This is a genomic window from Klebsiella sp. CN_Kp097 (assembly GCF_040064495.1).
GTDB classification, from domain to species: domain Bacteria; phylum Pseudomonadota; class Gammaproteobacteria; order Enterobacterales; family Enterobacteriaceae; genus Klebsiella; species Klebsiella aerogenes.
The window spans coordinates 330,143-356,827 of sequence record NZ_JBEAIL010000007.1; the positions used below are offsets into that span (position 1 = coordinate 330,143).

27 protein-coding genes are annotated in these 26,685 nt (G+C 52.7%); 15 read left to right on the forward strand and 12 right to left on the reverse strand.

Annotated elements, in window-relative coordinates; all coding sequences use genetic code 11:
- Position 1: 1 nt before the first annotated feature.
- Positions 2–598, forward strand: coding sequence for a tellurite resistance methyltransferase TehB (tehB, locus tag ABLV07_RS11920; RefSeq protein WP_015705573.1), 597 nt, complete (start codon positions 2–4; stop codon positions 596–598).
- Here the strand turns inward: tehB and pepT are convergent.
- Positions 595–1,824: a peptidase T gene (gene pepT, locus ABLV07_RS11925; RefSeq protein WP_015705572.1), complete on the reverse strand. Its 1,230-nt coding sequence runs from the start codon at positions 1,822–1,824 to the stop codon at positions 595–597. The two genes, tehB and pepT, sit on opposite strands and share 4 nt — an antisense overlap.
- 236 nt (positions 1,825–2,060) lie before the next feature.
- Between pepT and ABLV07_RS11930 the strand changes: the two genes are divergently transcribed.
- Positions 2,061–3,653, forward strand: a complete 1,593-nt coding sequence (locus ABLV07_RS11930; protein ID WP_026612294.1) for an ABC transporter substrate-binding protein — start codon at positions 2,061–2,063, stop codon at positions 3,651–3,653.
- A gap of 135 nt (positions 3,654–3,788) precedes the next feature.
- The gene (locus tag ABLV07_RS11935; protein WP_032708181.1) at positions 3,789–4,457 is read left to right on the forward strand and encodes a DUF3313 domain-containing protein; all 669 of its coding nucleotides are present in this window, start codon (positions 3,789–3,791) and stop codon (positions 4,455–4,457) included.
- A 45-nt stretch (positions 4,458–4,502) separates the two neighbouring features.
- Here ABLV07_RS11935 and ABLV07_RS11940 read toward each other — a convergent pair whose 3' ends face one another.
- The gene (locus ABLV07_RS11940; protein WP_348853289.1) at positions 4,503–5,399 is read right to left on the reverse strand and encodes an EamA family transporter; all 897 of its coding nucleotides are present in this window, start codon (positions 5,397–5,399) and stop codon (positions 4,503–4,505) included.
- A 183-nt stretch (positions 5,400–5,582) separates the two neighbouring features.
- Between ABLV07_RS11940 and ABLV07_RS11945 the strand changes: the two genes are divergently transcribed.
- Entirely contained in the window at positions 5,583–6,452 is an 870-nt protein-coding gene (locus tag ABLV07_RS11945) for an AraC family transcriptional regulator (protein WP_032707079.1), read from the forward strand.
- Here ABLV07_RS11945 and ABLV07_RS11950 read toward each other — a convergent pair.
- On the reverse strand, positions 6,429–7,601 hold the full coding sequence (locus tag ABLV07_RS11950) for a benzoate/H(+) symporter BenE family transporter (RefSeq protein WP_257986724.1): 1,173 nt from the start codon (positions 7,599–7,601) through the stop codon (positions 6,429–6,431). The two genes, ABLV07_RS11945 and ABLV07_RS11950, sit on opposite strands and share 24 nt — an antisense overlap.
- Positions 7,602–7,689: 88 nt before the next feature.
- Here ABLV07_RS11950 and ABLV07_RS11955 point away from each other — a divergent pair, with 88 nt between their 5' ends.
- Entirely contained in the window at positions 7,690–8,235 is a 546-nt protein-coding gene (locus ABLV07_RS11955) for an XRE family transcriptional regulator (protein ID WP_015705566.1), read from the forward strand.
- 233 nt (positions 8,236–8,468) lie between these two features.
- Positions 8,469–10,430 (forward strand): U32 family peptidase, encoded by a 1,962-nt coding sequence (locus ABLV07_RS11960; protein WP_015366399.1) that lies wholly within the window; start codon positions 8,469–8,471, stop codon positions 10,428–10,430.
- 9 nt (positions 10,431–10,439) lie between these two features.
- Here ABLV07_RS11960 and ABLV07_RS11965 read toward each other — a convergent pair whose 3' ends face one another.
- The 5 genes from ABLV07_RS11965 to ABLV07_RS11985 all read right to left on the reverse strand — a co-directional run bounded on the left by ABLV07_RS11965 (position 10,440) and on the right by ABLV07_RS11985 (position 14,571).
- Complete coding sequence (locus ABLV07_RS11965; RefSeq protein ID WP_047056927.1) at positions 10,440–10,676, reverse strand: DUF2554 family protein; 237 nt, start codon at positions 10,674–10,676, stop codon at positions 10,440–10,442.
- Between the two features lie 159 nt (positions 10,677–10,835).
- Complete coding sequence (locus ABLV07_RS11970; protein ID WP_015705564.1) at positions 10,836–10,961, reverse strand: DUF2474 domain-containing protein; 126 nt, start codon at positions 10,959–10,961, stop codon at positions 10,836–10,838.
- Complete coding sequence (cydB, locus tag ABLV07_RS11975; RefSeq protein WP_042897250.1) at positions 10,961–11,971, reverse strand: cytochrome d ubiquinol oxidase subunit II; 1,011 nt, start codon at positions 11,969–11,971, stop codon at positions 10,961–10,963. Before cydB ends, ABLV07_RS11970 begins: the two co-directional genes overlap by 1 nt.
- Positions 11,971–13,368: a cytochrome ubiquinol oxidase subunit I gene (locus ABLV07_RS11980; RefSeq protein ID WP_042897252.1), complete on the reverse strand. Its 1,398-nt coding sequence runs from the start codon at positions 13,366–13,368 to the stop codon at positions 11,971–11,973. Before ABLV07_RS11980 ends, cydB begins: the two co-directional genes overlap by 1 nt.
- A 753-nt stretch (positions 13,369–14,121) precedes the next feature.
- Positions 14,122–14,571, reverse strand: coding sequence for a hypothetical protein (locus tag ABLV07_RS11985; protein ID WP_157195314.1), 450 nt, complete (start codon positions 14,569–14,571; stop codon positions 14,122–14,124).
- A gap of 249 nt (positions 14,572–14,820) precedes the next feature.
- Between ABLV07_RS11985 and ABLV07_RS11990 the strand changes: the two genes are divergently transcribed.
- From ABLV07_RS11990 to patD, 6 genes are all read left to right on the forward strand, one after another.
- Positions 14,821–16,233, forward strand: a complete 1,413-nt coding sequence (locus ABLV07_RS11990) for a PLP-dependent aminotransferase family protein (RefSeq protein ID WP_032705828.1) — start codon at positions 14,821–14,823, stop codon at positions 16,231–16,233.
- A 319-nt stretch (positions 16,234–16,552) separates the two neighbouring features.
- Positions 16,553–17,698, forward strand: a complete 1,146-nt coding sequence (ydcS, locus tag ABLV07_RS11995) for a putative ABC transporter substrate-binding protein YdcS (RefSeq protein ID WP_015366405.1) — start codon at positions 16,553–16,555, stop codon at positions 17,696–17,698.
- Positions 17,699–17,715: 17 nt separating this feature from the next.
- Positions 17,716–18,729: an ABC transporter ATP-binding protein gene (locus tag ABLV07_RS12000; protein WP_108684248.1), complete on the forward strand. Its 1,014-nt coding sequence runs from the start codon at positions 17,716–17,718 to the stop codon at positions 18,727–18,729.
- Between the two features lies 1 nt (position 18,730).
- Entirely contained in the window at positions 18,731–19,660 is a 930-nt protein-coding gene (locus tag ABLV07_RS12005) for an ABC transporter permease (protein WP_015366407.1), read from the forward strand.
- Positions 19,650–20,456 carry an ABC transporter permease gene (locus tag ABLV07_RS12010; RefSeq protein WP_015366408.1) on the forward strand — a complete coding sequence of 269 codons (807 nt, stop codon included), beginning with the start codon at positions 19,650–19,652 and terminating at the stop codon, positions 20,454–20,456. The genes ABLV07_RS12005 and ABLV07_RS12010 overlap by 11 nt, the downstream gene beginning before the upstream one ends.
- A 21-nt stretch (positions 20,457–20,477) precedes the next feature.
- Positions 20,478–21,902 (forward strand): aminobutyraldehyde dehydrogenase, encoded by a 1,425-nt coding sequence (patD, locus tag ABLV07_RS12015; protein WP_015366409.1) that lies wholly within the window; start codon positions 20,478–20,480, stop codon positions 21,900–21,902.
- Positions 21,903–22,148: 246 nt separating this feature from the next.
- Here patD and ABLV07_RS12020 read toward each other — a convergent pair whose 3' ends face one another.
- Positions 22,149–22,271, reverse strand: coding sequence for a small membrane protein (locus tag ABLV07_RS12020; RefSeq protein WP_015366410.1), 123 nt, complete (start codon positions 22,269–22,271; stop codon positions 22,149–22,151).
- A 501-nt stretch (positions 22,272–22,772) separates the two neighbouring features.
- On the opposite strand from ABLV07_RS12020, the gene ABLV07_RS12025 reads away from it, so the two are divergent.
- Positions 22,773–23,012: a hypothetical protein gene (locus ABLV07_RS12025; protein WP_020078675.1), complete on the forward strand. Its 240-nt coding sequence runs from the start codon at positions 22,773–22,775 to the stop codon at positions 23,010–23,012.
- Between the two features lie 52 nt (positions 23,013–23,064).
- Here ABLV07_RS12025 and yncL read toward each other — a convergent pair whose 3' ends face one another.
- Positions 23,065–23,157, reverse strand: coding sequence for a stress response membrane protein YncL (yncL, locus tag ABLV07_RS12030; protein WP_015705556.1), 93 nt, complete (start codon positions 23,155–23,157; stop codon positions 23,065–23,067).
- Between the two features lie 190 nt (positions 23,158–23,347).
- Here yncL and ABLV07_RS12035 point away from each other — a divergent pair, with 190 nt between their 5' ends.
- Positions 23,348–23,521: a GhoT/OrtT family toxin gene (locus ABLV07_RS12035; protein WP_015366412.1), complete on the forward strand. Its 174-nt coding sequence runs from the start codon at positions 23,348–23,350 to the stop codon at positions 23,519–23,521.
- 75 nt (positions 23,522–23,596) lie between these two features.
- Complete coding sequence (locus ABLV07_RS12040; RefSeq protein WP_047042530.1) at positions 23,597–24,346, forward strand: alpha/beta hydrolase; 750 nt, start codon at positions 23,597–23,599, stop codon at positions 24,344–24,346.
- Between the two features lie 15 nt (positions 24,347–24,361).
- Here ABLV07_RS12040 and ABLV07_RS12045 read toward each other — a convergent pair whose 3' ends face one another.
- Together ABLV07_RS12045 and ABLV07_RS12050 are read right to left on the reverse strand one after the other, a co-directional pair.
- Positions 24,362–25,795 carry an aldehyde dehydrogenase gene (locus ABLV07_RS12045; RefSeq protein ID WP_151084924.1) on the reverse strand — a complete coding sequence of 478 codons (1,434 nt, stop codon included), beginning with the start codon at positions 25,793–25,795 and terminating at the stop codon, positions 24,362–24,364.
- Positions 25,796–25,983: 188 nt separating this feature from the next.
- On the reverse strand, positions 25,984–26,652 hold the full coding sequence (locus tag ABLV07_RS12050; protein WP_020078678.1) for a hypothetical protein: 669 nt from the start codon (positions 26,650–26,652) through the stop codon (positions 25,984–25,986).
- Positions 26,653–26,685: the final 33 nt, after the last annotated feature.

A 26,685-nucleotide genomic window follows, 5' to 3' on the forward strand; every position in this document is an offset into this window, starting at 1 on the left:
CATGACGACTCGTGACGAAAACTACTTTACTGAAAAATATGGCCTGACGCGCACCCACTCAGAAGTGGTGTATGCCTCCTCCCAGATGCAGCCGGGACAGACGCTCGACCTTGGTTGCGGCAATGGACGAAACAGTCTGTATCTGGCGGCAAAAGGTTACAACGTCACCGCGTGGGATAAAAATCCCATGAGTATCGATAATCTGGAGAACATTCGTCAGGCCGAAGGGCTGGAGAACCTGCAGACTGCGATAAAAGATCTGAATACGCTGAGCTTTGATGGCGAGTATGATTTTATTCTTTCTACCGTGGTGATGATGTTCCTGGAAGCCAAAACCATCCCTGGTCTTATCGCCAACATGCAGCGCTGCACTAAGCCTGGCGGCTATAACCTGATTGTTGCCGCAATGGATACCGAAGATTACCCTTGTACCGTGGGCTTCCCGTTCGCCTTCAAACCTGAAGAACTGCGTGACTATTATGCTGGCTGGCAGTTCCTCAAGTACAACGAAGACGTCGGCGAACTGCACCGCACCGACGCCAGCGGAAACCGCATCAAGCTACGCTTCGCCACAATGCTGGCGCGTAAACTGGCTTAATCCGCCGCCAGCAGGCACAGCTGCAGGGCGGTAAGATAGGAGGCCTCAAAGGCGCGCAGCGGCAAAAATTCGAATTTCGAATGGAAGTTGTGCGCGCCGGTGAAGAAGTTCGGCGTCAGCAGACCCTTTGCCGAGAGCGCTGCGCCGTCGGTACCACCGCGCATCGGCGTAGGTTTTGGCGTTATACCGAGGCTTTCCATCGCGGTGAACATCAGGTCAATAGCCCGGCGGTCTTCGCCAATGGCGTTACTGATATTGCTGTAAGTATCGCTGATAGTGAATTCAACCCTGGCAGTAGGGTACTGGGCGGCGATTTTCTCTGCCGCTTCGCCAATCTGTTGTTTACGGCGGTTAAAGCTGTCCAGATCGAAATCGCGAATGTTTGCCTGCAACCTTGTGCTGTTCTGATCGCCATGAATACCGTTAAACCATACGTAGCCTTCGCGCCCGGCGGTGTGCTCCGGGGTCTGCTGGCGGTCGAAATAGCTCATGAAGTCGGTAGCCATTAACAGCGGGTTGACCAATACGCCTTTGGCGGACATCGGGTGTGCGGTTACGCCGGTAAACCGTATCTCCGCAGAGGCGGCGTTAAAGTTTTCATAAACGATCTCGCCGAGTTCGCAGCAGTCGATGGTCCAGGCAAAATCGACGGCAAAACGCGATAAATCCAGCGCTTTTGCCCCGCGAAGGCCAACTTCTTCGTCCGGGACGAACGCCACGACGATATCACCATGCTTATGTTCGGCGGTCAGGTTTTCCAGCAGCGTCATAACAACGGTCACCGCTGCTTTGTTATCGGCGCCCAGTACGCTGGTGCCGTCGCTGAAAATAATCTCTTCATCACGATAGGCCAGAATTTCCGGATGCTCGTCAACCCGCAGCCAGATTTGCTGTTCCGGGTTAAGGCAGAGATCTTCGCCAGTAAATCGCAGGATTTGTGGATGAATATCCGGCGACAGTCCGACATCAACGGTATCAATATGCGTGATAAAGCCGATCCGCGGCGCACCGGGGACGGTGCCTTTTTTAACCGCCGTCACGGTCGCATGCTCGTCGACAACGATATCGTCAAGGCCAAACTGACGTAGCTCGTCGGCTAACGCCTGCGCCATCTGATGTTGTCCGGGCGTTGTGGGTAACGTGGTTGCTCGTGGATCGCTTTGGCTGGTGATAGCCAGATAGCGAAAGAAGCGCTGGGTTAATTGTCTGGTTAAGGGCGAGGCCATAGTGTTTCCTTCTATATACCCGTCATACTTCAAGTTGCATGTGCGTTGGCTTTCCTCACTCACCCCAGTCACTTACTGGAGTAAGCTCCTGGGGATTCGCTGCGTCGCCGCCTTCCTGCAACTCGAATTATTTAGGGTATAGTTATTTTTAAGGTGTTTGCAATCTGGCTTTAGTGTTATCTATGGGCAATAAAACAAAAAGCTATTCATTAGTCAAAAAATGAAAAGGGAAACGCATGCAACGCACATCTACTTCAATAGCTCTGACGATAGCGGCATTAGCGGTGAGTTCTGCCGTGAATGCGAAAACACTGGTTTATTGCTCTGAAGGCTCGCCGGAAAACTTTAATCCGCAGCTTTATACTTCCGGGACCAGCGTCGATGCCAGCGCGGTACCGATATATAACCGGCTGGTGGACTTTAAAGTTGGCACCACGGAATTGCAGCCCAGCCTGGCGGAAAGCTGGGAGGTGAGCGAAGACGGTAAAGTTTATACTTTTCACTTACGCAAAGGCGTTAAATTCCAAAGTAATAAATATTTTAAACCGACCCGTGATTTTAATGCTGATGACGTTATTTTTTCGTTTATGCGGCAAAAAGATCCGAATAACCCCTATCATAATGTCTCTAATGGCAACTACTCCAATTTTGAAAGCCTGGAGTTTGGTTCGTTAATTACCGCAATTGATAAACCGGATGAATATACGGTGCGTTTTACCCTCGCGCACCCCGAGGCGCCTTTTGTCGCTGACCTCGGCTGGTATTTTGCTTCAATCCTCTCTGCGGAATATGCTGATGCGATGCTGAAAGCCGGTACCCCGCAGCGTGTTGATATGGATCCCATCGGCACCGGGCCGTTTAAGCTGGCGCAATATCAAAAAGATTCGCGGATTTTGTTTACCGCATTTCCTGATTACTGGCAGGGTAAAGCGAAAATCGATCGTTTAGTATTCAGTATCACGCCTGATGCCTCGGTGCGTTACGCTAAGCTTGAGAAAAATGAGTGTCAGGTCATGCCATTCCCCAATCCCGCCGATTTACCGCGGATGAAAAAGAACCCGCAGATCAATCTGATGAGCAAAGCCGGGCTTAATACCGGTTTCCTCGCCTTCAACACGCAGAAAGCGCCGCTGGATAATGTGAAGGTGCGCCAGGCGTTGGCGATGGCGATCAACAAACCGGCAATTATCGATGCGGTGTTCCACGGTACCGGTACGGTAGCGAAAAACCTGCTGCCGCCCGGGGTCTGGAGTGCCGATGCCGATCTGCAGGACTACAGCTGGGACCTGGAAAAAGCAAAAGCGCTGCTGCGCGAATCCGGAGTGAAGAGTCCCATCACCATCGACCTGTGGGCGATGCCGGTTCAGCGTCCCTATAACCCGAATGCGAAACGGATGGCGGAAATGATCCAGGCTGATTGGGCTAAAATCGGCGTGCAGACCAAAATCACCACCTATGAATGGGGCGAATACCTTAAGCGGGTGAAAGACGGCGAGCATCAGGCGGCGTTAATGGGCTGGACTACCGCGACCGGGGACCCGGATAACTTCTTTGGCCCATTATTTACCTGCCAGTCGGCCAACGGCGGTTCTAATTCGGCCAAATGGTGCTATGCGCCGTTTGATAAAATTATCGCCGAAGCTAAAACCATCACCGACCGGCCGCAACGAGAAGCTTTGTATAAACAGGCGCAGCAGATGATGCACGATCAAATGCCGGCCGTGATGATTGCGCATTCAACTATTTTTGAACCGGTGAGTAAATCGGTGACCGGGTATGAAATCGACCCGTTTGGGAAGCATATTTTTTATCAGGTGGACGTAAAATAAACATCGTAAATAAATCCGCCGCGTTGGCGGATTTATTTTTTGCAAGGAGTTGACGGACCACCATTTTTGTCACAAAACTAAGCGTGAAATTTTGTTATAAACCTTGCCGACAAACTGCATTTACAGGGATTATCCATGCGTACAAAAATGTTATTTAAAGTAGCCGCTCTGGCCGGGCTACTGGCATTAACTGGTTGTGCATCCAAACTGGCGCAACCGGAGCAGTATTCCGGGTTTTTAAAAGATTATTCTAAGTTAAAAGAGACCACTTCGGCTTCCGGCAAACCAGAACTGCGCTGGATCTCCCCGGACTACAATCCGAGCAACTATGACAACGTCGTCTACCGTCCAATCACCTACTATCCGGTGCCGAAACCAACGACCCAGGTAGGGGAGAAAGCGCTGCAGGACATCCTTAATTACACCAACAAGCAGATGAAACAGGCCATCAGCGAACGTAAGCCGTTGGCGACCACGGCCGGCCCGCGCAGCCTGATTTTCCGCGGCGCAATCACCGGTGTTGATACCAGCAAAGAAGGGCTGCAGTTCTATGAAGTGATCCCGGTGGCGATGATTGTCGCGGGTACCCAGGCGGCAACCGGCCATCGCACGATGGACACGAATCTCTACTTCGAAGGCGAACTGATCGACGCGAAGACCAATAAGCCGGTTATTAAGGTTGTGCGTAAAGGCGAAGGTAAAACGCTGTCTAATGAGAGCACGCCGCTGACCGCAGATACGTTGAAGCAAGTGATTGATGATATGGCGATCGATGCGGTGAAATTCGATCCGTCGCAGAAGTAATTGATGCGTTAAGCCCGTCTTGCGAGTTGCCTGACGGGCTTATTATTAAGCCAGCCGGCGGCGCATAAACAGCTGTTCGGGGCGGGCGAACATCACCAGATTTCCTACCAGTATTAACGCCAGACCTATCACCGCATTGCTATGCCAGACGTAACCTTCGTAGAAGGTGGAGATAGTTAACGCCACCAGTGGGAAAAGCAGCGTGCTATAGGCCGCTTTGCTGGCCCCGATACGGCCTACCAGAGTGAAATAAGCGCCGAACGCGATCACCGAACCGAACAACGCCAGATACAACAGGGCGCCCATATAACTCCAGGTCCACTGCGGCGTAAAGTTATCGCCGCGCAGCAGCGCGATCGCGCCCATGACCAGGGTGCCGTAAAACATGGCCCAGCTATTGGTGGTCAATGTCTCAAGCCCGCGGCGTTGGTGACGAATACTCAGCATGTTGCCCAATGAAAAACCGTACGTTCCCAGGGCGCTCAGGCCGATTCCCCACAGCAGCGACGCGTTCAGACCATTGGCGAGGAGATCGTCCCAGAAGAGGGTGACAATTCCTGCGAGCCCCAGCGCCGCTGCCAGCCAAAAGCGCCCCGGCGGCTGCTGGCGGAAGAAAATAAAACTGTTGATCGCGTTAAATAATACCACCATCGAAAAGATGACCGACTCAAGGCCGGTATTGATATGCGCCGCGGCGGTATAAAAACACCAGAAGTTAAAGCAAAAGACGCAGCAGCCTTGCAGCATGCAAAAGAGATGATCGCGCATCGCCAGCGGGCGCAGGCGGCGGGTCATCAGCAAAATCGTCAGCATGGTGACGCTGGCGACGGCAAAACGCCAGAAAATCGATACCGGCGCGGCGACGGGGCCCTGTTGTAAAAAGATTGCAATCCATGTGGTACCCCAGATAACCACCACCAGCCCGTAGAGTAATGCGTTCAAAATGTCTCTCCTTTAAAATGCCTGGCGTAAGTGTGCGATTTTTCCAGGCAAAGCGCTGTCACCGTTTTGTTGCTGACTTGCAAAATCTTGCGCTTATTTTTCACAAGCTCATGGTCAATGCTGGTAAGCGGTGATGACAATTCATAGACTAGAGGTCTGCGGATTAAAAACGATGTGAAGGCTATGGCATACGGGACGTTCGAAACATTACAACAACAAAATGCGGTGCTGCGGGGGACCGTGGAACTCAATTCCGGGATCCAGCTTGCCGCGTGGTACAACGACCTTGACCGGATCACGGTGCGCAGCGACCACCACACGTTGAGCCTGTATGTCGCCGATGGTTACGAAAGCTACCAAAAAACACCGTACGGCTGGAAGAATGGCGGCGGGCCGGACCGTTTTTGTCTGATGCCAAAGGGCGATGAAAGCACCTGGGATATTCGCGGCGATCTCTCTTTCGTTCATCTCTATTGCACCGATGAGCACCTGCGTCGCGTCGGCGAGCAAATTTGGGATCGCAGCCCGGCGTCTTTCAGCTTGCAGGAAAAAACCTTTGCCAGCGATGACAAAATTACCGCGGTGTATCGCCAGTTTCTGCTTGATAACGACTGGCGCCAGCAGGCTAATCAACTGCTATTAAGCTCCGCCAGTACGTTGCTGTTAACACATCTGATTCAAAACTATTCGAACGTGCAGTGGCGCCTGCCGACGGTTACCGGTGGCCTGGCGCCGCATCTTTTGCGTAATCTGTTGGCGTGGATTGAGGAGCACCTCGAGCAGCCGCTTACGCTTGCCGATCTTGCCGCACAGGCGTCGCTTAGCGAGTACCATTTTGCGCGGATGTTCCGCCAGTCAATGAATATGGCGCCGCACCAGTATGTGATGCAGCGGCGGATGATTAAGGCGCAAAATCTGATTTGCCACACCCAACAGCCGTTGACCGAGATTGCGCTGGCCTGCGGATTTAGCTCCGCCAGCCACTTTAGCCACCGGGTTAAGAGCGCCACGGGTCTTACGCCAAGCCAGCTACGTGCGGCGCAGCGTGGTTAACAGCATATAGCTGATACCGCCGAGGACCAGCCCCCAAAAGGCCGAGCCGACTCCTGCCAGAGAGACGCCGCTGGCGGTGACTAAAAAGGTTACCACTGCGGCATCGCGCTCGTTTTCTTGCCCCAGCGCTTGATAGAGGCTGCCGCTAATGGTTCCTAACAATGCCAGCCCCGCCAGCATCTGGATCCACACCGGCGGTAGCGCCGCCATAAGCGCGGTTATCGAACCGCCAAATAGCCCCGCCAACAGATAAAACACACCGGCCGCCGCTGCGGCGAGCCAGCGCTTATCCGCATCCGGATGCGCATCCGGGCTTTGACAGATGGCGGCGGTAATGGCGGCGATGCACACGGAATAGACGCCAAATGGTGAGAATAACAACGCCAGCGCGCCGGTAAATACGATTAGCGGCGAGACCGGAACCCGATAGCCTGATGCCTGAATGGTCGCCAGGCCGGGCGCATTCTGTGACGCCATGGTGACAAGGAAAAACGGTACACCGACGCTGAGCAGTAGCGAAGGGGTGAACTGCGGCGTAATCCACTGCGGAGCAACAAAAACCATATCGTTTGCCACTGGCGACAGCGCGCCGGTTAGCAGGGCAATGATCCCGCCTGCCGCTAACGCCGCAACGACCGCAAAACGTGGGTAGAGCGCTTTGCATAACAGCCAGGCGGCGAACATCCCGCCGCATAGCGGGAGATTATCCTGCAAACTGCCAAATGCCTGCAGACCAAAACGCAACAGGATCCCCGCCAGCATTGCCGCCGCCAGCGAATGCGGAATGATCTTCATGAGGCGGGCAAACAGTCCCGTCACGCCGCATAGCAGGATCAGCGCGTTGGCGAAAACAAATATTCCCACCGCCTGCGCTAGCGTCGCTCCCTGTAATCCACTGACCAGTAAAGCCGCGCCTGGAGTTGACCATGCGGTGAGGATGGGGACTTTACGCCATAGCGTTAATACCAGCGTGCTGACGCCCATCGCCAGGCCAAGGGCGGTCATCCAGCCGGCTATTTGCCCGGCGTCGGCACCAGCGGCGGCGGCCGCTTGCCAGATAATGGCGGCAGAACTGGCATAGCCTACCAGCACGGCGACAAATCCCGCGAGCAGCGTGGGGATGGGAAGGGTAAAGGAGCGCATGAACACCTCTTGTGCGTTATAACATACGATGAAGGTAGCATTGTGCGTTATAGCGTACAACTGGTAATATCAAGAAAATGATGAGGAGCCATCCATGAATATTGCGCAACATCTGGCAACGACGCTGAAAAGCCTGCGTCAGCAGCGCGGCTGGAGTTTGTCGCGGCTGGCGGAAGAAACCGGGGTATCGAAAGCGATGCTCGGGCAAATTGAACGTAATGAATCCAGTCCAACGGTCGCGACGTTGTGGAAGATAGCCACCGGCCTCAATGTGGCGTTTTCGACGTTCATCGTTGCCGATGAGACGGCTGCGCCCGCCGCCTTCGACCCGCAGCAGCAGGCGATGGTAGTGACGCCGATTTTTCCCTGGGATCCTGAGCTACGTTTTGACCATTTTTCAATTACCCTCGCCCCGGGCGCGCTGAGCGAATCGACGCCGCATGAGACCGGCGTCATTGAACATGTCGTGGTCATTAGCGGTACGCTGGATTTATGTCTGCAGGGGCAATGGCAGACGTTGCAGGCGGGAGAAGGGCGGCGCTTTGCCGGCGACCTGACGCACGCTTACCGCAATAGCGGCGCGCAGACGGCGCACTTTCATTCACTGATTCATTATCCAAAAGAAAAAGCCGCGGACTAATCCGCGGCCAATCAAGATGACTGAGACTAAAATTCACAACGTGACGAGGAAAATCCGGAATACGCAGCCACTGTAACCTTGCCGGGTTTTCATGAGAAATAGCTTTTTCTTCAATGCTTTGCCGATTTCTGCAAATTCGCTGTGCGGGCGCGGCGGAAAATGTTTTCGTCTACGCCCAGTTCTGACTACAATAGCCGCCATTTCGACCCCCTATAACGGATAACGACGAGCGTATGCGCCTGCAAAACCATCATCTTGAACTTCTTAGTCCTGCCCGCGATGCCGGGATCGCCCGTGAAGCGATTTTACACGGCGCCGACGCGGTCTATATCGGCGGGCCGGGCTTCGGCGCGCGCCATAATGCCAGCAATAGCCTGAGCGATATCGCCAACCTGGTGCCGTTTGCGCATCGCTTTGGCGCTAAGGTGTTTGTGACGCTGAATACCATTCTTCATGATGATGAACTGGAACCGGCGCAACGTCTGATTACCGATCTGTACGAGACCGGCGTTGATGCATTGATCGTGCAGGATATGGGGATAATGGAGCTGGATCTGCCGCCGATTGAGCTGCATGCGAGCACCCAGTGCGATATCCGCAGCGTTGAGAAAGCGAAGTTTCTCTCTGATGCGGGCTTCAGCCAGATTGTTCTGGCCCGCGAACTCAACCTCGATCAAATTAAAGCGATCTACGATAATACCGACGCGACTATCGAGTTCTTTATTCACGGCGCCTTATGCGTAGCCTATTCCGGTCAGTGCTATATTTCTCACGCGCAAACCGGACGTAGCGCCAACCGCGGCGACTGCTCTCAGGCTTGCCGCCTGCCTTACACCCTGAAAGACGATCAGGGGCGCGTTGTGGCCTATGAAAAACATCTGTTGTCGATGAAAGATAACGATCAGACCGCCAACCTGGCGGCATTGATCGACGCCGGCGTGCGCTCCTTTAAGATTGAAGGGCGCTATAAAGATATGAGTTATGTGAAAAATATCACCGCTCACTATCGTCAGATGCTGGATCGTATTATTGAAGACCGCGGCGATCTCGCGCGTTCTTCCGCCGGGCGCACCGAACACTTCTTCGTGCCGTCGACCGATAAAACGTTCCATCGCGGCAGCACCGACTATTTTGTTAACGCGCGTAAGGGCGATATCGGCGCGTTTGATTCGCCGAAATTTATCGGCCTGCCGGTAGGCGAAGTATTAAAAGTCGGAAAAGATTATCTCGATGTTGAAGTGACCGACGCATTGACGAATGGTGACGGCCTCAATGTGATGATCAAACGTGAAGTTGTCGGCTTCCGCGCCAATACGGTGGAGAAAACGGGGGAAAATCGTTATCGCGTCTGGCCAAACGAAATGCCGGCAGACCTGCATAAAGTGCGTCCGCACGAGGCGCTTAATCGTAACCTCGACCATAACTGGCAGCAGGCGCTACTGAAAACTTCCAGCGAGCGCCGCATTGCGGTTGATATCGCGCTGAGCGGCTGGCAGGAACAGCTGGTGCTGACCATGACCTGCGAAGACGGCGTCAGCGTCACGCATACACTGGATGGCGAATTCGCCGAAGCGACCCAGGCGGAAAAAGCGCTAGCCAATTTACGTGATGGCGTGGCGAAGCTCGGCCAGACCATTTACTACCCGCGTGATGTGCAGATTAATCTGCCGGCGCTGTTTGTGCCGAACAGTATGCTTAACCAACTGCGCCGTGAAACCGCAGAGATGCTCGATCAGGCGCGCCTCGATGCCTGGCAGCGCGGAACGCGTAAACCGGTCTCCGTACCACCGCCGGTGTATCCGGAAACGCATCTGTCGTTCCTGGCGAACGTTTATAACCACAAAGCGCGCGCTTTCTACCAGCGCTATGGCGTTCAGCTGATTGATGCGGCGTATGAAGCTCATGAAGAGAAAGGCGACGTGCCGGTGATGATCACCAAGCATTGCCTACGATTCGCCTTCAACCTGTGTCCGAAGCAGGCCAAAGGTTCGATAAAGAGCTGGAAGGCGACGCCGATGCAGCTGATTCACGGTGACGAAGTGTTAACCCTGAAATTTGATTGCCGTCCATGTGAAATGCACGTAGTGGGTAAAATCAAAAATCATATTCTCAAAATGCCCCATCCGGGCAGCATCGTCGCCTCCGTCAGTCCTGACGAACTGATGAAAACGCTGCCCAAGCGTAAGGGCGCGTAAGAACCATTCTCACGGCGGGCAGTTATGCGCCTTTGCTTTGCGCGCGTACTGCCGGTGATAATGTTCGCGCAGCGAGCTGGCGGTGTCCTCAGCCCGGCTGCGTAGTTCATCGCAATCAGCCTCGTGCAGTAATCGCTGTTCGAGGCTTTGCATCGGGAAATAATCATGCCCCTGACGCTGGGCGAGCAGATGCCCGGAAAATAACCCACACATCAATACCACTGCCGCTATTCCTCTCCGCCACATATCATTTTCCATATCAATAGATAACGCGGGATTAATATGATTGATTTAATATTGGTTTTTTTATGGCGTTATCAAAGAAGCGCAAGGCTTTGTCAGGCGTGGCTGAAGAAGGATGAAAAAAGCCTGGCGCGATGAGCGCCAGGCTGGAGATGTGTTATATCAGGCACGAAGCCCGGCAGCGTTCATCAGCAGGCGGAAAATCATACTGACGGCGCCCAGCGCCAGCACGCTAGCGCCCCATATGGCTGCCAGCCATAGCAGACGTTTTATCCATGAATGCTCCATCAGTGATATCCCTCGCCAGTTTGAACTTTGCCGCGGAAAACGTAGTAGCTCCAGAAGGTATACCCAAGAATGACGGGAATAATCAGTAACGCGCCAACCAGCATAAAGCCCTGACTTTGCGGCGGCGCCGCGGCCTGCCATAACGAAATCCCTGGCGGAATAATATTCGGCCAAATGCTGATCCCAAGTCCGCTAAACCCAAGGAAGACGAGCCCCAGCGTCAACACGAACGGCAGGGCGTGAGCATCTCGTTGCCCAAGCGTACGCCATAACCAGGCGCTGAGGGCGATAACCAATAGCGGCACCGGCAGCAGGTAAAACAGATTCGGCAGACTAAACCAGCGCTCGGCGATCGCCGGCTGGGAGAGCGGCGTCCACAGGCTAATCACGGCTATTATCACCAGTAAGGCCAGCAGCAGAAGGCGTGAAGTTCTGCGCATGATATTCTGCAGCGGATTCTCGCTCTTCATTACCAGCCAACTGGCGCCCAGTAACGCGTAGGCAACGGTGAGGCTGAAACCGCAGAATAGGGTAAATGGCGTCAGCCAATCCCACATTCCACCGCTAAAGCTGCGACCGCTGACCGGAAAACCATGAATGACCGCGCCGACGACCATGCCCTGGGTGAATGTCGCCAGTAGCGATCCGCCCAGAAAAGCTTTATCCCAGAAAGGACGGTGCGAAGGGGTCGCTTTGAAGCGAAACTCGAAGGCCACACCGCGAAAAATAAGGCCAATCAGCATCAGGGTTAACGGTACCGACAGCGCGTCGATAATCACCGCATAGGCCAGCGGAAAGGCGCCGAAGAGACCAGCGCCGCCAAGCACCAGCCAGGTTTCATTGCCATCCCATACCGGGGCGACGCTGTTGACCATCACGTCGCGCTCATCGCCGCCGCGTACGGCGGCAAACAGAATGCCGATCCCTAAGTCGAAACCGTCCATGACGATATACATCAGGGTGGCAAACACGATGATAACAAACCAAATAACCGATAAATCAATACCCATTAGCGGGACTCCTTGTGCTGAAAACCATCCGTCGCGGCAGAAAGCGGACGCGCCGGCGTACCTGATGGCACAGGCGTCTGCTCTTGCGGACCTTTGCGGATCAGGCGCAGCATATAGCTATAGCCAACGCCGAATACCGAGCTGTAGACGGCAATAAATGCCAGCAGGCTAATGGTCATATGCAGATCACCGTGAGCTGATACGGCCTCGGAGGTGCGCTGTATACCGTAAACGACCCATGGCTGGCGCCCGACTTCGGTGGTCACCCATCCAGCAAGTATCGCAATCAGGCCGGAAGGTCCCATCCATAACGCGAAGCGCAGGAAAGGTTTTGAGGTATACAGACGCTGCCGATAGCGCAGCCATAGGGCAATGACGCCGAGCAGAATCATTAACATTCCCAGACCGGCCATCAGACGAAATGACCAGAACACAACGGTTGAGTTGGGGCGATCTTCCGGAGCGAACTCCTTCAGCGCCGGTACCTGTTTATCGAGGCTGTGAGTCAGGATTAGGCTGCCGAGGGCAGGGATCTCCAGCCCATAGCGGGTACGTTCTTGTTGCATATCCGGCCAGCCAAAGAGCAGCAGCGGCGTCGGTTCGCCCGGCGGATTTTCCCAGTGGCCTTCGATGGCGGCAATTTTCGCCGGTTGATGTTTCAGGGTGTTTAGCCCATGCATATCGCCGATTAATGCCTGAATGGGGGCGACAAGCAGCGTCATCCATAGCGCCATAGAGAACATCGCACGGATGGCGGGGGTGTGGTTGCCACGGAGCAAATGCCATGCGGCGGATGCGCCCACGAACAACGCACTGCTAAGAAACGCCGCGACGGACATGTGGAATAAGCGGTATGGGAAGGAGGGGTTAAAGATAACGGCGAACCAATCAACGGGTACGACCTGACCGTTAACGATTTCGAAGCCTTGTGGCGTTTGCATCCAGCTGTTTGAGGCAAGGATCCAGAATGTGGAAATGATAGTGCCCAGCGCCACCATGCAGGTGGCGAAAAAATGCAGGCCGGGGCCGACGCGGTTCCAGCCAAATAACATCACGCCAAGGAAACCGGCCTCAAGGAAGAAAGCGGTAAGAACTTCATAAGTTAGGAGCGGGCCAGTAATGCTGCCTGCGAACTGAGAGAAACCACTCCAGTTGGTGCCGAACTGGTAGGCCATAACCAGCCCCGAGACCACCCCCATACCAAAGTTGACGGCAAAGATTTTCGACCAGAAATGATACAGCGAGCGCCAGACAGGATTCTTTGTTTTTAACCATAATCCCTCAAGCACCGCCAGGTAGCTGGCAAGACCGATGGTTATGGCGGGGAAGATAATATGAAATGAGACAGTAAAGGCGAATTGGATCCGCGCCAGATGAAATGCATCAAGACCGAACATGCTGGACTCCACAACAAAATTGATTCAACGCAATTTTAAGGGGTGGCGGGGAGTGATAGCAGAGGCAGAAATGGGGTTTTTTATGATAACAGTTACTCACTGTTATTCTTTTTTATTTATGTGTTGAATTTATACTTTATTATTTTGCATTATTAAAAATGATAAATTTGCGGGCGTTATTTTATGTCTCTTAGTTCTTTCTTATTATTTTTAAGTTTTTTTGTGCGATTTTCCTTAATGCGCTGATGTTTTTTGTCATTGCTTCTGCTAGTTTATATCTTGCTGTGTTTTTCATCGCTTTTGTGTCGCGATGCATTGAAACTGTTTATTGTTATTTTTATTTAATTAAATTTTTATATGAATGGTAATGAGAAGGGGGCGCATTTTGACAAGAAATGCTCTACGGAGTTTATTAATTGTAATTATGTTGATGATGGTTTTTTGGGCTGCTCTGTCTTATGGCGTGTATTTAATGGTGAGCTAAATGAATTTACATGTTTAACAAAGGCATATGGAACCAGTAGTAAGGTCAGGTTTCAGGAAATATAATTAAACCATGGATATCCCTCGCAAGCAGACATTGACGTTGCTGATAAATATAGCGGCGACAGGCAGTTGCACGCTCTTTGAATGCTGCAGGCCTGGCGCATCAGGCCTATGAGTGTGGGAATGTTTATATGATCTCAACCCAGGAAAATTTAGGGTGGAGAATCATAGTCGATATACCCAATTGAGAACAACCCTGCGTAGGGGTTAACTATTTTCACCATAAAGCATATTAGCTTTTTCATTTGGCCATTGTTGAATTACCCCACATGGATAGACGTGGCTACCCAGAGACAGTGTATAAGAGATCTCTTTTTTTTCATTTTCCGTACGGCCCCAAAGTATATCGATAGCGTCATCATTTTGCACAATAAAATTTTTAGACAGTTGATCGTATTTTATTGGCACAAATTTCAAATACTGCCCTTGTGGCGATTGCGGGGTAGTGGATTGAAAAAGATCGAGATCTCCGCTTTTACTATTCATTAGCCCAATAATTTGCCTTCCATCGGGCAGGTATTTAATCTGGACTTCAATCGTTTTACCACAAAGCTGATGGGCATTCGCAGGAGTATTGCCCAGTATCGGCGCGCCAGCTGTACTGGCTTGCGCGGCGCAACATAATAAAAGTGTCGATGCGAGAAATAATTTGTTCACTGTATGAATGTATTCTTATGGAAGTTGAAGATATTCTAAATAGAATAATAACCTGTTCAAATTATTTGAAAAGATAAATTGCTGACAACTATTGCACTTTCAGAATTATGCCCACCTGCGATAAAAGTCCGTTAATGGACTTGCTAAGGAGATGAAACTTACAGCAATGATTTATATCAGTTATAAAAACATGCCACTTTTTAACAGCTGATATATCATAGGGCGCAACGTCACTTTTTGGACCTTGCGATGAAAAAGTACCAGCAGCTTGCGCAACAATTAACCGACCAGATCGCCCTCGGCGTTTGGCAACCCGGCGATCGGTTGCCCTCCTTACGCGAACAGGTTGTCAGCAGCGGAATGAGTTTTATGACCGTCAGCCATGCCTACCAGTTACTGGAAAGCCAGGGACGAATTATCGCTCGTCCGCAATCGGGTTATTACGTTGCGCCGCAGCCGGTGAAGCAGCGCCAACCGGATCCCCCGGCGCAGGTGACGCGTAATGAATCCGTTGATATCAACACCTATATTTTCGACGTCCTGCAGGCCAGCCGTCAGGCGTCGATGCTGCCTTTTGCTTCCGCCTTTCCCGACCCGCGGCTGTTTCCTCTACAGCAGCTAAACCGTTCTTTGGCGCAGGTGAGTAAAACCGCCACCGCCATGAGCGTGATCGAGAACCTGCCGCCTGGCAACGATGAGCTTCGTCATGCGATTGCCCGGCGTTATGCGTTGCAGGGAATGAACGTGTCGCCGGATGAGATCGTCATCACCGCCGGGGCGTTGGAGGCGTTGAACCTCAGCCTGCAGGCGGTGACTGAGCCCGGCGACTGGGTCGTCGTAGAAAATCCGTGCTTTTACGGCGCGCTGCAGGCACTCGAACGATTGCGGCTTAAGGCGCTATCGGTGGCCAGCGATGTGAAAGAGGGGATCGATCTGGCCGCGTTGGAACAGGCATTACAAAATTATCCGGTTAAAGCCTGTTGGCTAATGACCAATAGCCAGAACCCGCTCGGATTTACGCTGACGGCAGAAAAAAAAGCGCAACTGGTGGCGCTATTGACGCGCTATAACGTGATGCTGATTGAAGATGACGTTTACAGTGAGTTGTACTTTGGACGGGAAAAACCGCTACCCGCAAAGTACTGGGATCGTGATGAGATGACGCTGCACTGCAGCTCATTTTCCAAATGCCTGGTTCCAGGTTTTCGTATCGGCTGGGTCGCCGCTGGCCGACATGCCCGCCGTATTCAGCAACTGCAGCTGATGAGTACGCTATCGACCAGTTCGCCGATGCAACTGGCGCTGGTGGATTATCTGTCTACCAAACGCTACGACGCACATTTACGCCGGTTGCGGCGTCAGCTTGCCGAGCGAAAACAGCTGGCCTGGCAAGCGCTACTGCGTTTTTTACCCGCCGAGGTCAAAATTCACCATAGCGACAGCGGTTATTTCCTGTGGCTTGAGTTGCCCGCCGGCGTCGATGCTGGCGAACTCAGTGCTCTGGCGTTACGGGATAACATCAGTATTGCGCCGGGTAAAATGTTTTCTACCACCGCTAACTGGACCTCATTCTTCCGTTTTAATACCGCATGGGGCTGGGGAGAAAAAGAGGAGCAGGGAGTCAAACGGCTCGGCGAACTTATACGTCAACTTTTGCCTTAGTTTATTCATCGCTGTTTTTTTAATTGCCGGTTTATTTTTCCCGGCAATTAATTTCCGGCATTCTCGTATACATTAATCAGGGTTAAATACCCGTTAACACCGGGCTGTCATAGGGAATATGCATAATCAACCCTTTGCCATAACTCCTTGTCTATAATCCATATTATCGAATCGTGGCGGCGATTTTTGCGGAATGCGCCCCGGGTCACAACCTGAGTAAATTTCCCCAGAGCCCCGCAGGCCGCCGTCTACCCTTATTAAGGGAGATATTTTTACGGCACGGCTGCCGCTACCTTTATTCTGACAGGAGTAAGTTCAAATGAGCAAAAAATTTGCCCGTGGCAGCCTGTGCGTGCTGAGTATGGTTTTTGTTACTGCGCAAGCCGCAGAACCGCCGACATCGCTGGATAAAGGTGAAGGTCGGCTCGATATTATTGCCTGGCCGGGTTATATCGAACGCGGCCAGACGGATAAGAATTATGACTGGGTAAGTCAATTCGAAAAAGAGAGTGGCTGCCAGGTTAATGTGAAAACTGCCGCCACCTCCGATGAAATGGTCAGTTTGATGGCGAAGGGCGGCTACGATCTGGTCACCGCATCCGGCGACGCCTCGTTGCGCCTGATTATGGGCAAGCGTGTACAGGCGATTAATACCGCGCTGATCCCCAACTGGAAAACGCTTGACCCGCGAGTTGCTAAAGGCGCGTGGTTTAACGTCGGCGATAAAGTGTACGGCACGCCCTATCAGTGGGGGCCGAACCTGCTGATGTACAACACCAAAACCTTCCCGACGCCGCCGGATAGCTGGAAAGTGGTTTTCGTCAAACAGGATTTACCGGACGGAAAAAGTAACCAGGGGCGCGTTCAGGCCTATGATGGACCGATTTATATCGCCGACGCGGCGCTCTTTGTCAAAGCAACGCAGCCGCAGTTAGGAATTAACGATCCCTATGAACTCACTGAAACACAGTATCAGGCGGTGTTAAAGGTTCTGCAGGATCAGCATCCGCTGGTTCACCGCTACTGGCACGATGCGACCGTTCAGATGAGCGACTTCAAAAACGAAGGGGTGGTTGCTTCCGGCTCCTGGCCATATCAGGCCAATGGCCTTAAAGGTGAAGGGCAGCCCGTTGCTACCGTCTTCCCGAAAGAAGGCGTGACCGGCTGGTCTGATACCACGATGTTACATAGTGAGGCGAAGCATCCGGTATGCGCTTATAAGTGGATGAACTGGTCGCTGACGCCGAAAGTACAGGGCGATGTCGCCGCCTGGTTTGGATCGCTGCCAGTCGTGCCGCAGGGCTGTAAGGCGAGCACGCTACTGGGAGACAAAGGCTGCGAAACTAACGGCTACAACCAATTCGACAAGATTGCGTTCTGGAAAACGCCAATTGCCCAAGGCGGCAAATATGTCCCTTATAGCCGTTGGACTCAGGACTATATCGCGATTATGGGTGGCCGCTAAGCGCCTGGAGACTGAACATGACGTACGCGGTAGAGTTTAATGACGTTTCGCGTCTGTACGGTGACGTGCGCGCGGTGGATGGCGTGAGCATCGCCATTCGCGATGGTGAATTTTTCTCTATGCTGGGGCCGTCCGGCTCCGGCAAAACTACCTGCCTGCGCTTAATCGCAGGCTTCGAACAGCTATCCGGCGGTTCGATTCGTATTTTTGGCCAGCCTGCCAGCGAATTACCGCCATGGCAGCGCGACGTGAACACGGTTTTTCAGGATTACGCGCTATTCCCTCATATGTCGATTATCGACAACGTCGCCTACGGGCTGATGGTGAAAGGGGTGGGCAAAAAAGAACGCTACCTTCGCGCCCAGCAAGCATTAGAAAAAGTGGCGCTTGGATTTGTTCACGCGCGTAAACCTTCACAGCTTTCCGGTGGCCAGCGGCAGCGGGTCGCCATTGCCCGCGCGTTGGTTAATCAACCGCGGGTGCTGCTCTTAGATGAACCGTTGGGAGCGTTGGATTTAAAACTACGTGAACAGATGCAGGTGGAGTTAAAAAAACTTCAGCAATCGCTGGGTATCACTTTCATTTTTGTTACCCACGATCAGGGTGAAGCGCTATCGATGTCCGATCGCGTGGCGGTGTTTAATAATGGTCGCATTGAACAGGTCGACTCGCCGCACGATCTCTATTTACGTCCTAAAACCGCCTTTGTCGCCGGATTCGTCGGCACCGCGAACGTTTTTACCTCTGAAATTTCTCAGAGGCTATGTGGCTTGTCCGGCGCCTGGTCGTTGCGCCCGGAACATATCCGCCTGAATAGCGGCGGTGATATCCAGGTACAGGGGACCGTCCAGGCGGTACAGTTTCAGGGCGCGTCTACGCGTATTGAACTGAAACTCGCTGCGGGCGATAAGCTGTTAGTCAGCCAGACCAACGTCGATGGCGGGGCGGCGGTTGGCACACCGCAGTTGGGGCAGCAGGTATCAGCCGGCTGGTCGCGTTCGGCGATGGTTTCCCTGGAAAACGGAGGCTGAGATGACGATGGCGCTTGTGCAACCGACGACCGGGCGAGTGTCAGGACTGTTCTGGCGAAAACCCTCATTGGGCCTGTTTTTACTGCTGCTGGGGCCGTTGATGTGGTTTGGCATCGTCTATCTGGGATCGCTCCTGACGCTGTTATGGCAAAGCTTCTATACCTTTGATGACTTTACGATGTCGGTCACCACGGATTTGACGCTCGCTAACCTGAAGGCGCTGTTCAATCCCGCCAACTACGACATCATTATCCGTACCCTGGTGATGGCCATCTGCGTGACTATGGCCAGTGCAATCCTGGCATTGCCGATGGCCTGGTATATGGCGCGTTATACCCGCGGCAAGATGAAAGCTTTCTTTTATATCGCGGTAATGTTGCCGATGTGGGCAAGTTATATCGTCAAGGCCTACGCCTGGACGCTATTGCTGGCGAAAGATGGCGTGGCGCAATGGTTCCTCGGCCACCTTGGTCTGGAGAGCGTGTTAAATATGGTATTGACCATCCCGGCGGTCGGCGGCAATACCTTGTCGACCTCCGGGCTCGGGCGATTCATGGTATTTGTCTATATCTGGCTACCGTTCATGATCCTGCCGGTGCAGGCGGCGCTGGAACGTCTGCCGCCATCGCTGTTGCAGGCCTCCGCCGATTTAGGCGCCCGCCCGCAACAAACCTTCCGCTACGTGGTATTGCCTTTAGCCATACCGGGCATCGCGGCGGGGTCTATTTTTACCTTTTCCCTCACCCTTGGCGATTTTATTGTCCCGCAACTAGTGGGACCGCCCGGTTTCTTTATCGGCAACATGGTCTATTCGCAGCAGGGTGCGATTGGCAATATGCCGATGGCAGCGGCGTTCACGTTGGTGCCGATTGTTCTGATTGCACTCTATCTGGCGTTTGTGAAGCGCCTGGGAGCGTTTGATGCACTCTGAACGCGCGCCGTTGATTCTTAAAATCGCCACCTGGGGGGGAGTGATATTTCTCCATTTTCCACTGCTGATTATCGCCCTGTATGCCTTTAACACAGAGGATGCCGCTTTTAGCTTCCCGCCGAAGGGGCTGACTTTACGCTGGTTCAGCGAGGCGGCAGCTCGTGCCGATATCATTGAATCGGTGACGTTGTCACTTAAAGTCGCCGCCTTATCCACGGCAATTGCGCTGGTGTTAGGTACGCTCGCCGCCGGGGCGCTGTGGCGGAGCACGTTTTTTGGTAAGAATGCCGTGTCGCTGCTGTTGCTGTTGCCGATTGCGCTTCCCGGCATTATTACCGGTCTGGCGCTATTGACGGCATTCAAAGCCGTCAATCTTGAGCCAGGGTTGCTCACTATCGTAGTGGGTCATGCGACCTTCTGCGTGGTGGTGGTGTTTAACAACGTCATTGCCCGATTTCGCCGGACATCATGGAGTCTGGTGGAAGCATCAATGGATCTTGGCGCAACAGGCTGGCAAACCTTCCGTTACGTGGTGCTGCCCAATCTGGGTTCGGCGCTGCTGGCGGGCGGCATGCTGGCCTTCGCTCTTTCCTTTGATGAAATTATCGTCACTACCTTTACTGCCGGACACGAACGGACGCTTCCGCTGTGGTTGTTAAATCAGCTGGGGCGTCCGCGCGATGTGCCGGTCACCAACGTGGTCGCGCTGTTGGTGATGCTAGTGACGACTGTACCCATCCTGGGGGCCTGGTGGCTAACCCGTGACGGCGAGTATAACGCCGAAAGCGGAAAATAATACACATTACAGGATCATGCTATGCAACATAACCTTTTGATAAACGGTAAATTAGTGGCGGGTGAGGGCGAAGTACTGCCGGTATTCAATCCTGCCAACGGTGAAGCGATTATTGAGATTGCGGAGGCGACCGAGGCGCAGGTCGATGCCGCCGTCAATGCTGCAGATCGTGCGTTTGTCAGCTGGAGCCAGACAACGCCGAAAACTCGCGCCGAATGTTTACTGAAAATGGCTGACGTTATTACCGAACATGCAGAAACGCTGGCGAAACTGGAGTCTTTAAACTGCGGTAAACCGCTGCATTGTGTTATCAATGACGAAATGCCGGCGATTGCCGATGTGTTTCGCTTCTTCGCCGGCGCCGCGCGTTGTCTGCCGGGAATGGCGGCAGGAGAGTATCTGGAGGGGCATACTTCGATGATCCGCCGCGATCCAGTCGGCGTAGTGGCCTCGATTGCACCGTGGAACTATCCGTTGATGATGGCGGCCTGGAAGCTGGCGCCCGCGCTGGCGGCTGGTAACTGCGTGGTCATTAAACCTTCGGAAATCACTCCGCTTACGGCATTGAAGCTGGCGGAGCTCGCAAAAGATATTTTCCCGGCCGGGGTCATTAACGTGCTTTTTGGCCGTGGTCCAACCGTTGGCGATCCGCTCACCGGCCACAGTAAAGTACGCATGGTTTCCCTGACCGGCTCGATCGCCACCGGCGCCCATATCATTGGTCATACGGCTTCTTCGATTAAACGTACCCATATGGAGCTGGGTGGTAAAGCGCCGGTTATCGTTTTTGATGATGCTGATATTGATGCCGTCGTTGAAGGCATTCGCACCTTCGGTTTTTATAACGCCGGCCAGGACTGTACTGCCGCCTGTCGTATCTATGCGCAGCAAGGCGTCTACGATCGGCTGGTTGAAAAATTAGGCGCTGCCGTGGCCAGCCTGAAAATGGGGCAACCGGACGATCCGTCTACGGAGCTGGGGCCGGTGAGTTCTCTTGCGCATCTGGAGCGGGTGACAGCAGCGGTCAACGCCGCACGCGCTTTACCGCATATTAAAGTGGTCACCGGCGGCAGTCGCGCTGCAGGTAATGGTTACTATTTCCAGCCCACGCTGTTGGCTGGCGCCCGGCAGCAAGATGCTATCGTACAACGTGAAGTTTTTGGCCCGGTAGTCAGCGTGACGTCGTTTAGCGACGAGGAACAAGTGTTAACCTGGGCTAATGATTCGCAGTATGGTCTGGCCTCCTCGGTATGGACGCAGGATGTTGGTCGCGCTCATCGTCTGAGCGCGCGATTACAGTACGGTTGCACCTGGGTAAACACCCATTTCATGCTGGTTAGCGAAATGCCGCACGGTGGGCAGAAGTTGTCTGGATACGGCAAAGATATGTCGATGTACGGCCTGGAGGATTACACGGTGGTTAGGCATGTGATGGTGAAACATTAAACATTAAACATTAACGTACCGGCAGAATTATCAGGCTAATAGTTGCAATAGCAACAAATGTTAAAACAGATAAGGGGTAATATGAGAGTATTCTTATACCCCTTCAAGAGCTAAGCCATTGTGAGTGCCGGAGATAAGCGCCGGATGGGGTGTAAACCATTAAGAGTCTGTTCTTAATCATTATGAGATCCCTGCAGATTAATGCGGGGATTTTTTTGCGAATCGCCTTTTATATCGATGCCACAATTAGCGTTTGTCTTTTTTAGAAGGCAAACCCGAATGGCGGCGCTCACGAATATAAGAGAGAAGGCTGTAGATAGCTACCACCAATAAAACTAATGCTATTAATAGCGCTGCTATTCCTGACATAAGCAACCTCAAAATAAGTAAGAGAAAAAGCAAATACGTTATAACGAATAGTCATGAACCTATGCGGAAAACCGTGAATTTGCAAATAATAATTTCTATCACTTAATCGAATAAATAGCACAAATTAACAAATGAAAATGTCGAATCCGCATTACCTATATGGTTGAGGAAGTTGTTTGTTGATTATCTGCACAAGCCAATTTAAGAAAATTCTCACCCCTTAAGTCCAGTGTAGCCAAATATCTATAACACCGTACGAGGTGTGTCAGATCATTTTGTTATTGCCAATAATATAAATATCCTTCCGCTGGCAAGAGGTCATAGGGCGGATAGCACTCGATACTTTCTATACCGGAAGACAATAATTGTAGCGATAATGTTAAATTCACGGCATGGATCGTAGCAGTAGCAGTAGCGGTGACAGGTGTGTATGTGATTTGACTTTGTTGGGGCGCTCATGAGAAAATTTTACATAATTTGTTATTCTGAAGTTGAATTGGTTTGAAAAAGCTAGCATATCTCTTGTTACTCATCGGCGTAAGCGCAATGCTTTACGGTAATCTCCCTGCCCAGCGTATTAGTCGCTGTGAAAGCCAGGGGGCAACTGTGGGCGTTTGCGCAATGGTCGAATGGGATAGCGAAAAGCTAAATTTCTTGCCGCAATATAACCCTGAAAATCATAAGATTATCGCGGTGCTTCAGCAACAAGATGCTGGGGAACGCGCGACAATAAAATCATAAAAAAAAGCAGCCAGTGAAGCTGCTTTTTTAGGTTTAGTTGCTGAAAAAATTACTAAAGCCAACCAAAACGAACGGATAACAGGCTAATAAGCGCAAGCGCTGCGCCGACATTAATCAGAATTACGGTTTTGCTGGAAACATCCATAACGCCACCTTTATGAGTAAGCCCCTACATTTATAGTCGGTCGCATAGAGTTGCGCTATCGGACAACACTGAATCGATCGTTATTCCATGGTCTTTGCAGCGGTTTGTTTTGTGAGGTATTGATCTCTGACGTCCTAAGTGGTGCGGGAGATGGCGCGCATTGCGCGACGTCTGACAGGGAAGGAAAAAAATGACTTTATACCAGAAAATGCTGGTTTTTTATGCCGTAATGGGCTGTATCTGCGCGTTGATAAGCTGGTTTTTAACTAAGGAAAGCCGTTGTATTCGCCTGCTGGCTGCGTTGCTGATTGGTGCCACCTGGCCATTCAGCTTCCCTATGGCGCTGCTGGTTTCTCTATTCTGAACAACAGAAATGGCTGGCCTAATTGTCTTGATGGCTGTATATAAATACAGTTAAAAATAATAAGGATGCCATCTGATGAACAGCTTCTATTCGCATTTAGCCGGTGCAACGGTCCGTTGGTTTGATTTCCAAGGCCAGGGGGACCCTATTGTGTTCATTCATGGGTTAGGTTGCGCCTCTTCATACGATTACCCGCCAGTGGTTTCTAACCCTATATTGAATGGGCGCCGGGCCTTACTAATTGATCTTCCAGGCTATGGTTACAGCGATAAACCGCTTCAGTTTGGCTACCGAATTGCTGACCAGGCTGCGGTCGTTGTGGAGTGGCTGAACAAATTGCAGGTCAACCGCTGCATTCTCTTCGGCCATAGTATGGGGGGCAGTGTGGCTATTGAGGCAGCGCAGCGGCTGGGCAAACGCGTTGAGGCCTTAATTGTCGCCGAGCCCAATCTCTATGCCGGTGGGGGATTCTATAGCTGTAAAATCGCCGGGCAGACGGAAGATGATTTTATCGCCAACGGCTATCAGTCGATGCTGGCGGAAGAAACGTCCCCATGGAAAGGTTGCCTACAAAATAGCGCACCGTGGGCGTTATGGCGGGGAGCTACCAGCCTGGTAGTAGGTGCTTCTCCCTCGTGGTTTGAGCGTTTTATTCACCTGCAATGCCGCAAGACGCTTATCTACGGTAGTTTATCGCTACCCTCACAGGAAGCGGAAGACGTCGAAACTGCGGGTATCGCATTGGCTGTCATACCACAGGCGGGGCATTCGATGGCATGGGAAAACCCGGCCGCGCTGGCGCGCGTGATTGCCGGGTTGCTCTGAATGCATCGCGGTAAATCAGAACGGTAATTCGCGCGGGCGAGTTTGCATGGTTATCCAGCGAAGTTCGGTGAATTCAGCGATCCCGGCGCGTCCGCCGAAGCGGCCATAGCCGGACGATTTACAGCCGCCGAAAGGCATCTGTGCTTCATCATGTACGGTAGGGCCGTTAATATGGCAAATACCGGTTTGCAGGTTCTGCGCCACATTCCAGGCGCGAGCGGTATCGCGACTATAAACCGCTGCCGCCAGGCCGTATTCGCTCTCGTTAGCGACGGCCAGAGCCTGTTCCTCGCCGTTGACCCTAATCACCGATTTGACCGGGCCAAAAGATTCTTCGTGCCATATTCGCATCTCACGCGTCACGCCATCCAGCAGGGTGGCGCGCATTTGCGTTGATTCCGCCTTTCCACCGCAGAGCAAACGAGCTCCCTTGTTCAGTGCATCATCAATCAACGCGTTGCAGCGTTGTACCGTTTTCATCTCGACCACCGGGCCGAGAAGCGTAGAAGGCAGCGCGGCGGCGCGTTGGCTGATTAATTCGACGAACTCATCCGCGATGCTCTCATCGACAATTATGCGTTCGGTGGACATACAAATCTGTCCGGCGTTAGCGAAAGCGCCAAAAATCGCGCCCGCCGCCGCCTGCTGAAGATCGGCATCATCCAGTATCAGTAGAGGCGCTTTGCCACCCAGCTCAAGTATTGCCGGTTTAAGATATTCTCCACAGGTGCGGGCAATAATGCGCCCAACGGGGGTCGACCCGGTAAAATTCACGCGTCGTACGGCGGGGTGAGCAATCAGCGTTTCCACTAGCGCAGGCGCGTCGGCTGGCGAGCAGGTGAGATAATTCACCACGCCGTCGGGAAAGCCCGCCGCGGCGAGGGCATCGATGATTAAGCTATGCGTCGCGGGCGAGAGTTCCGAGCCCTTGAGAATCACCGTATTGCCGCACGCAAGCGGCGTGGCGATGGCTCTGGTGGCCAGAATCAGCGGTGCGTTCCACGGCGCCATAGCCAATACGATGCCTGCGCCCTGACGCAAGCCCATCGCCAGATTACCCGGCACATCAGAGGGAATCACTTGTCCTTCTATTTGGGTGGTTAGCGCTGCAGCTTCGCGTAAGATATCTGCCGCCAGATGCACGTTAAATCCGGCCCAGTGCGCCGTCGCGCCGGTCTCCGCCGCCATGGTAGCAATAAATTTCGCTTCTCTAAGCTGCATTTGCGCGGCGGCTTCCAGCAACAGCCGGCGACGCTCGGATGGGGCGCTGTCCCGCCATGAAGGGAATGCGGCGGCTGCCCTATCTGCACAGCGACGGGCGTCATTGAGGCTTGCCGCTGCGGCGATAGAGGCTGTCTCGTTATTTTGCGGATGGCGACGGATAAAAGTGGCGCGGCCTTCGGCATCGTGCCAGCGGCCGCCGCTATATAAGCTGCAGGTTATAGTCATTAGCGTAACCTCATTGGTCTGCGGAGTGTCGAGTCTACCGCCATACCTCATTGCGCAGCGGCGAAAGGGCGGTTATCGCACAACTTTTTTGCAGATTCCTCAGCGGGTCACAACTTAGTACAATAATGAGAACGGCGAACATGGGCCGCAGCAGACACAATCCATTCGCCACGGCCCTAAGAGGAAAGTTAATGTAATGGTTGTACCTGTAGTGCGTCAGAATATTGTTTTAGCTTTTTAATTTTATCTTTTAATATCCAGCTTAACTCAGAAATATTCATTTTTATTTCGTCAATATCGACCGAACTGCCTTCCACGAAGGCAGGCGTTGTGCCGACGATGCCGCTCGCCAACGCTTTATTTGTTTCACAGCGATAGCCGATCTCATAAAGCTTATCGCTTAGCTTTTTCTCGAAAGCGTTGAGATTGTCATAGGCCCTGAGATAGTCCGTAATTTGGGCGGCGGAATGTAATATATAAAATCGTGATTTCACGGCCGGCGTTTTATCGAGGTCAATAGCAATTGAGTCGTCGGGAATAAACAGATTAACGGTAGGCACCGCCGCGGCTTGCGAACGTTGAGTCACATCATAGACACCACCATCGTCGGCCTGTAAGGCGGCATGATGTGTTGCGACCAGAAAACAGCCAGGCCAGTAGTTTATTTCCCAGCCCAGCAGCATTTTTCCACCGACCTGTTCAATCGCCGCGCTGACGTTCCAGTAGGCGTTTCCCTCGGGCCCCGGTTTATCAATGACCGGGAGATAGATCGGACTGGCGCCAGGATTCAACTGTTCGGCAAATTGCAACAACCGCGGATCGTTGAGGGTGATAGGCTGATAAATCGAATTCGTCATGTAACGCTCCTTTGACTGAAAAGGGACAATGCG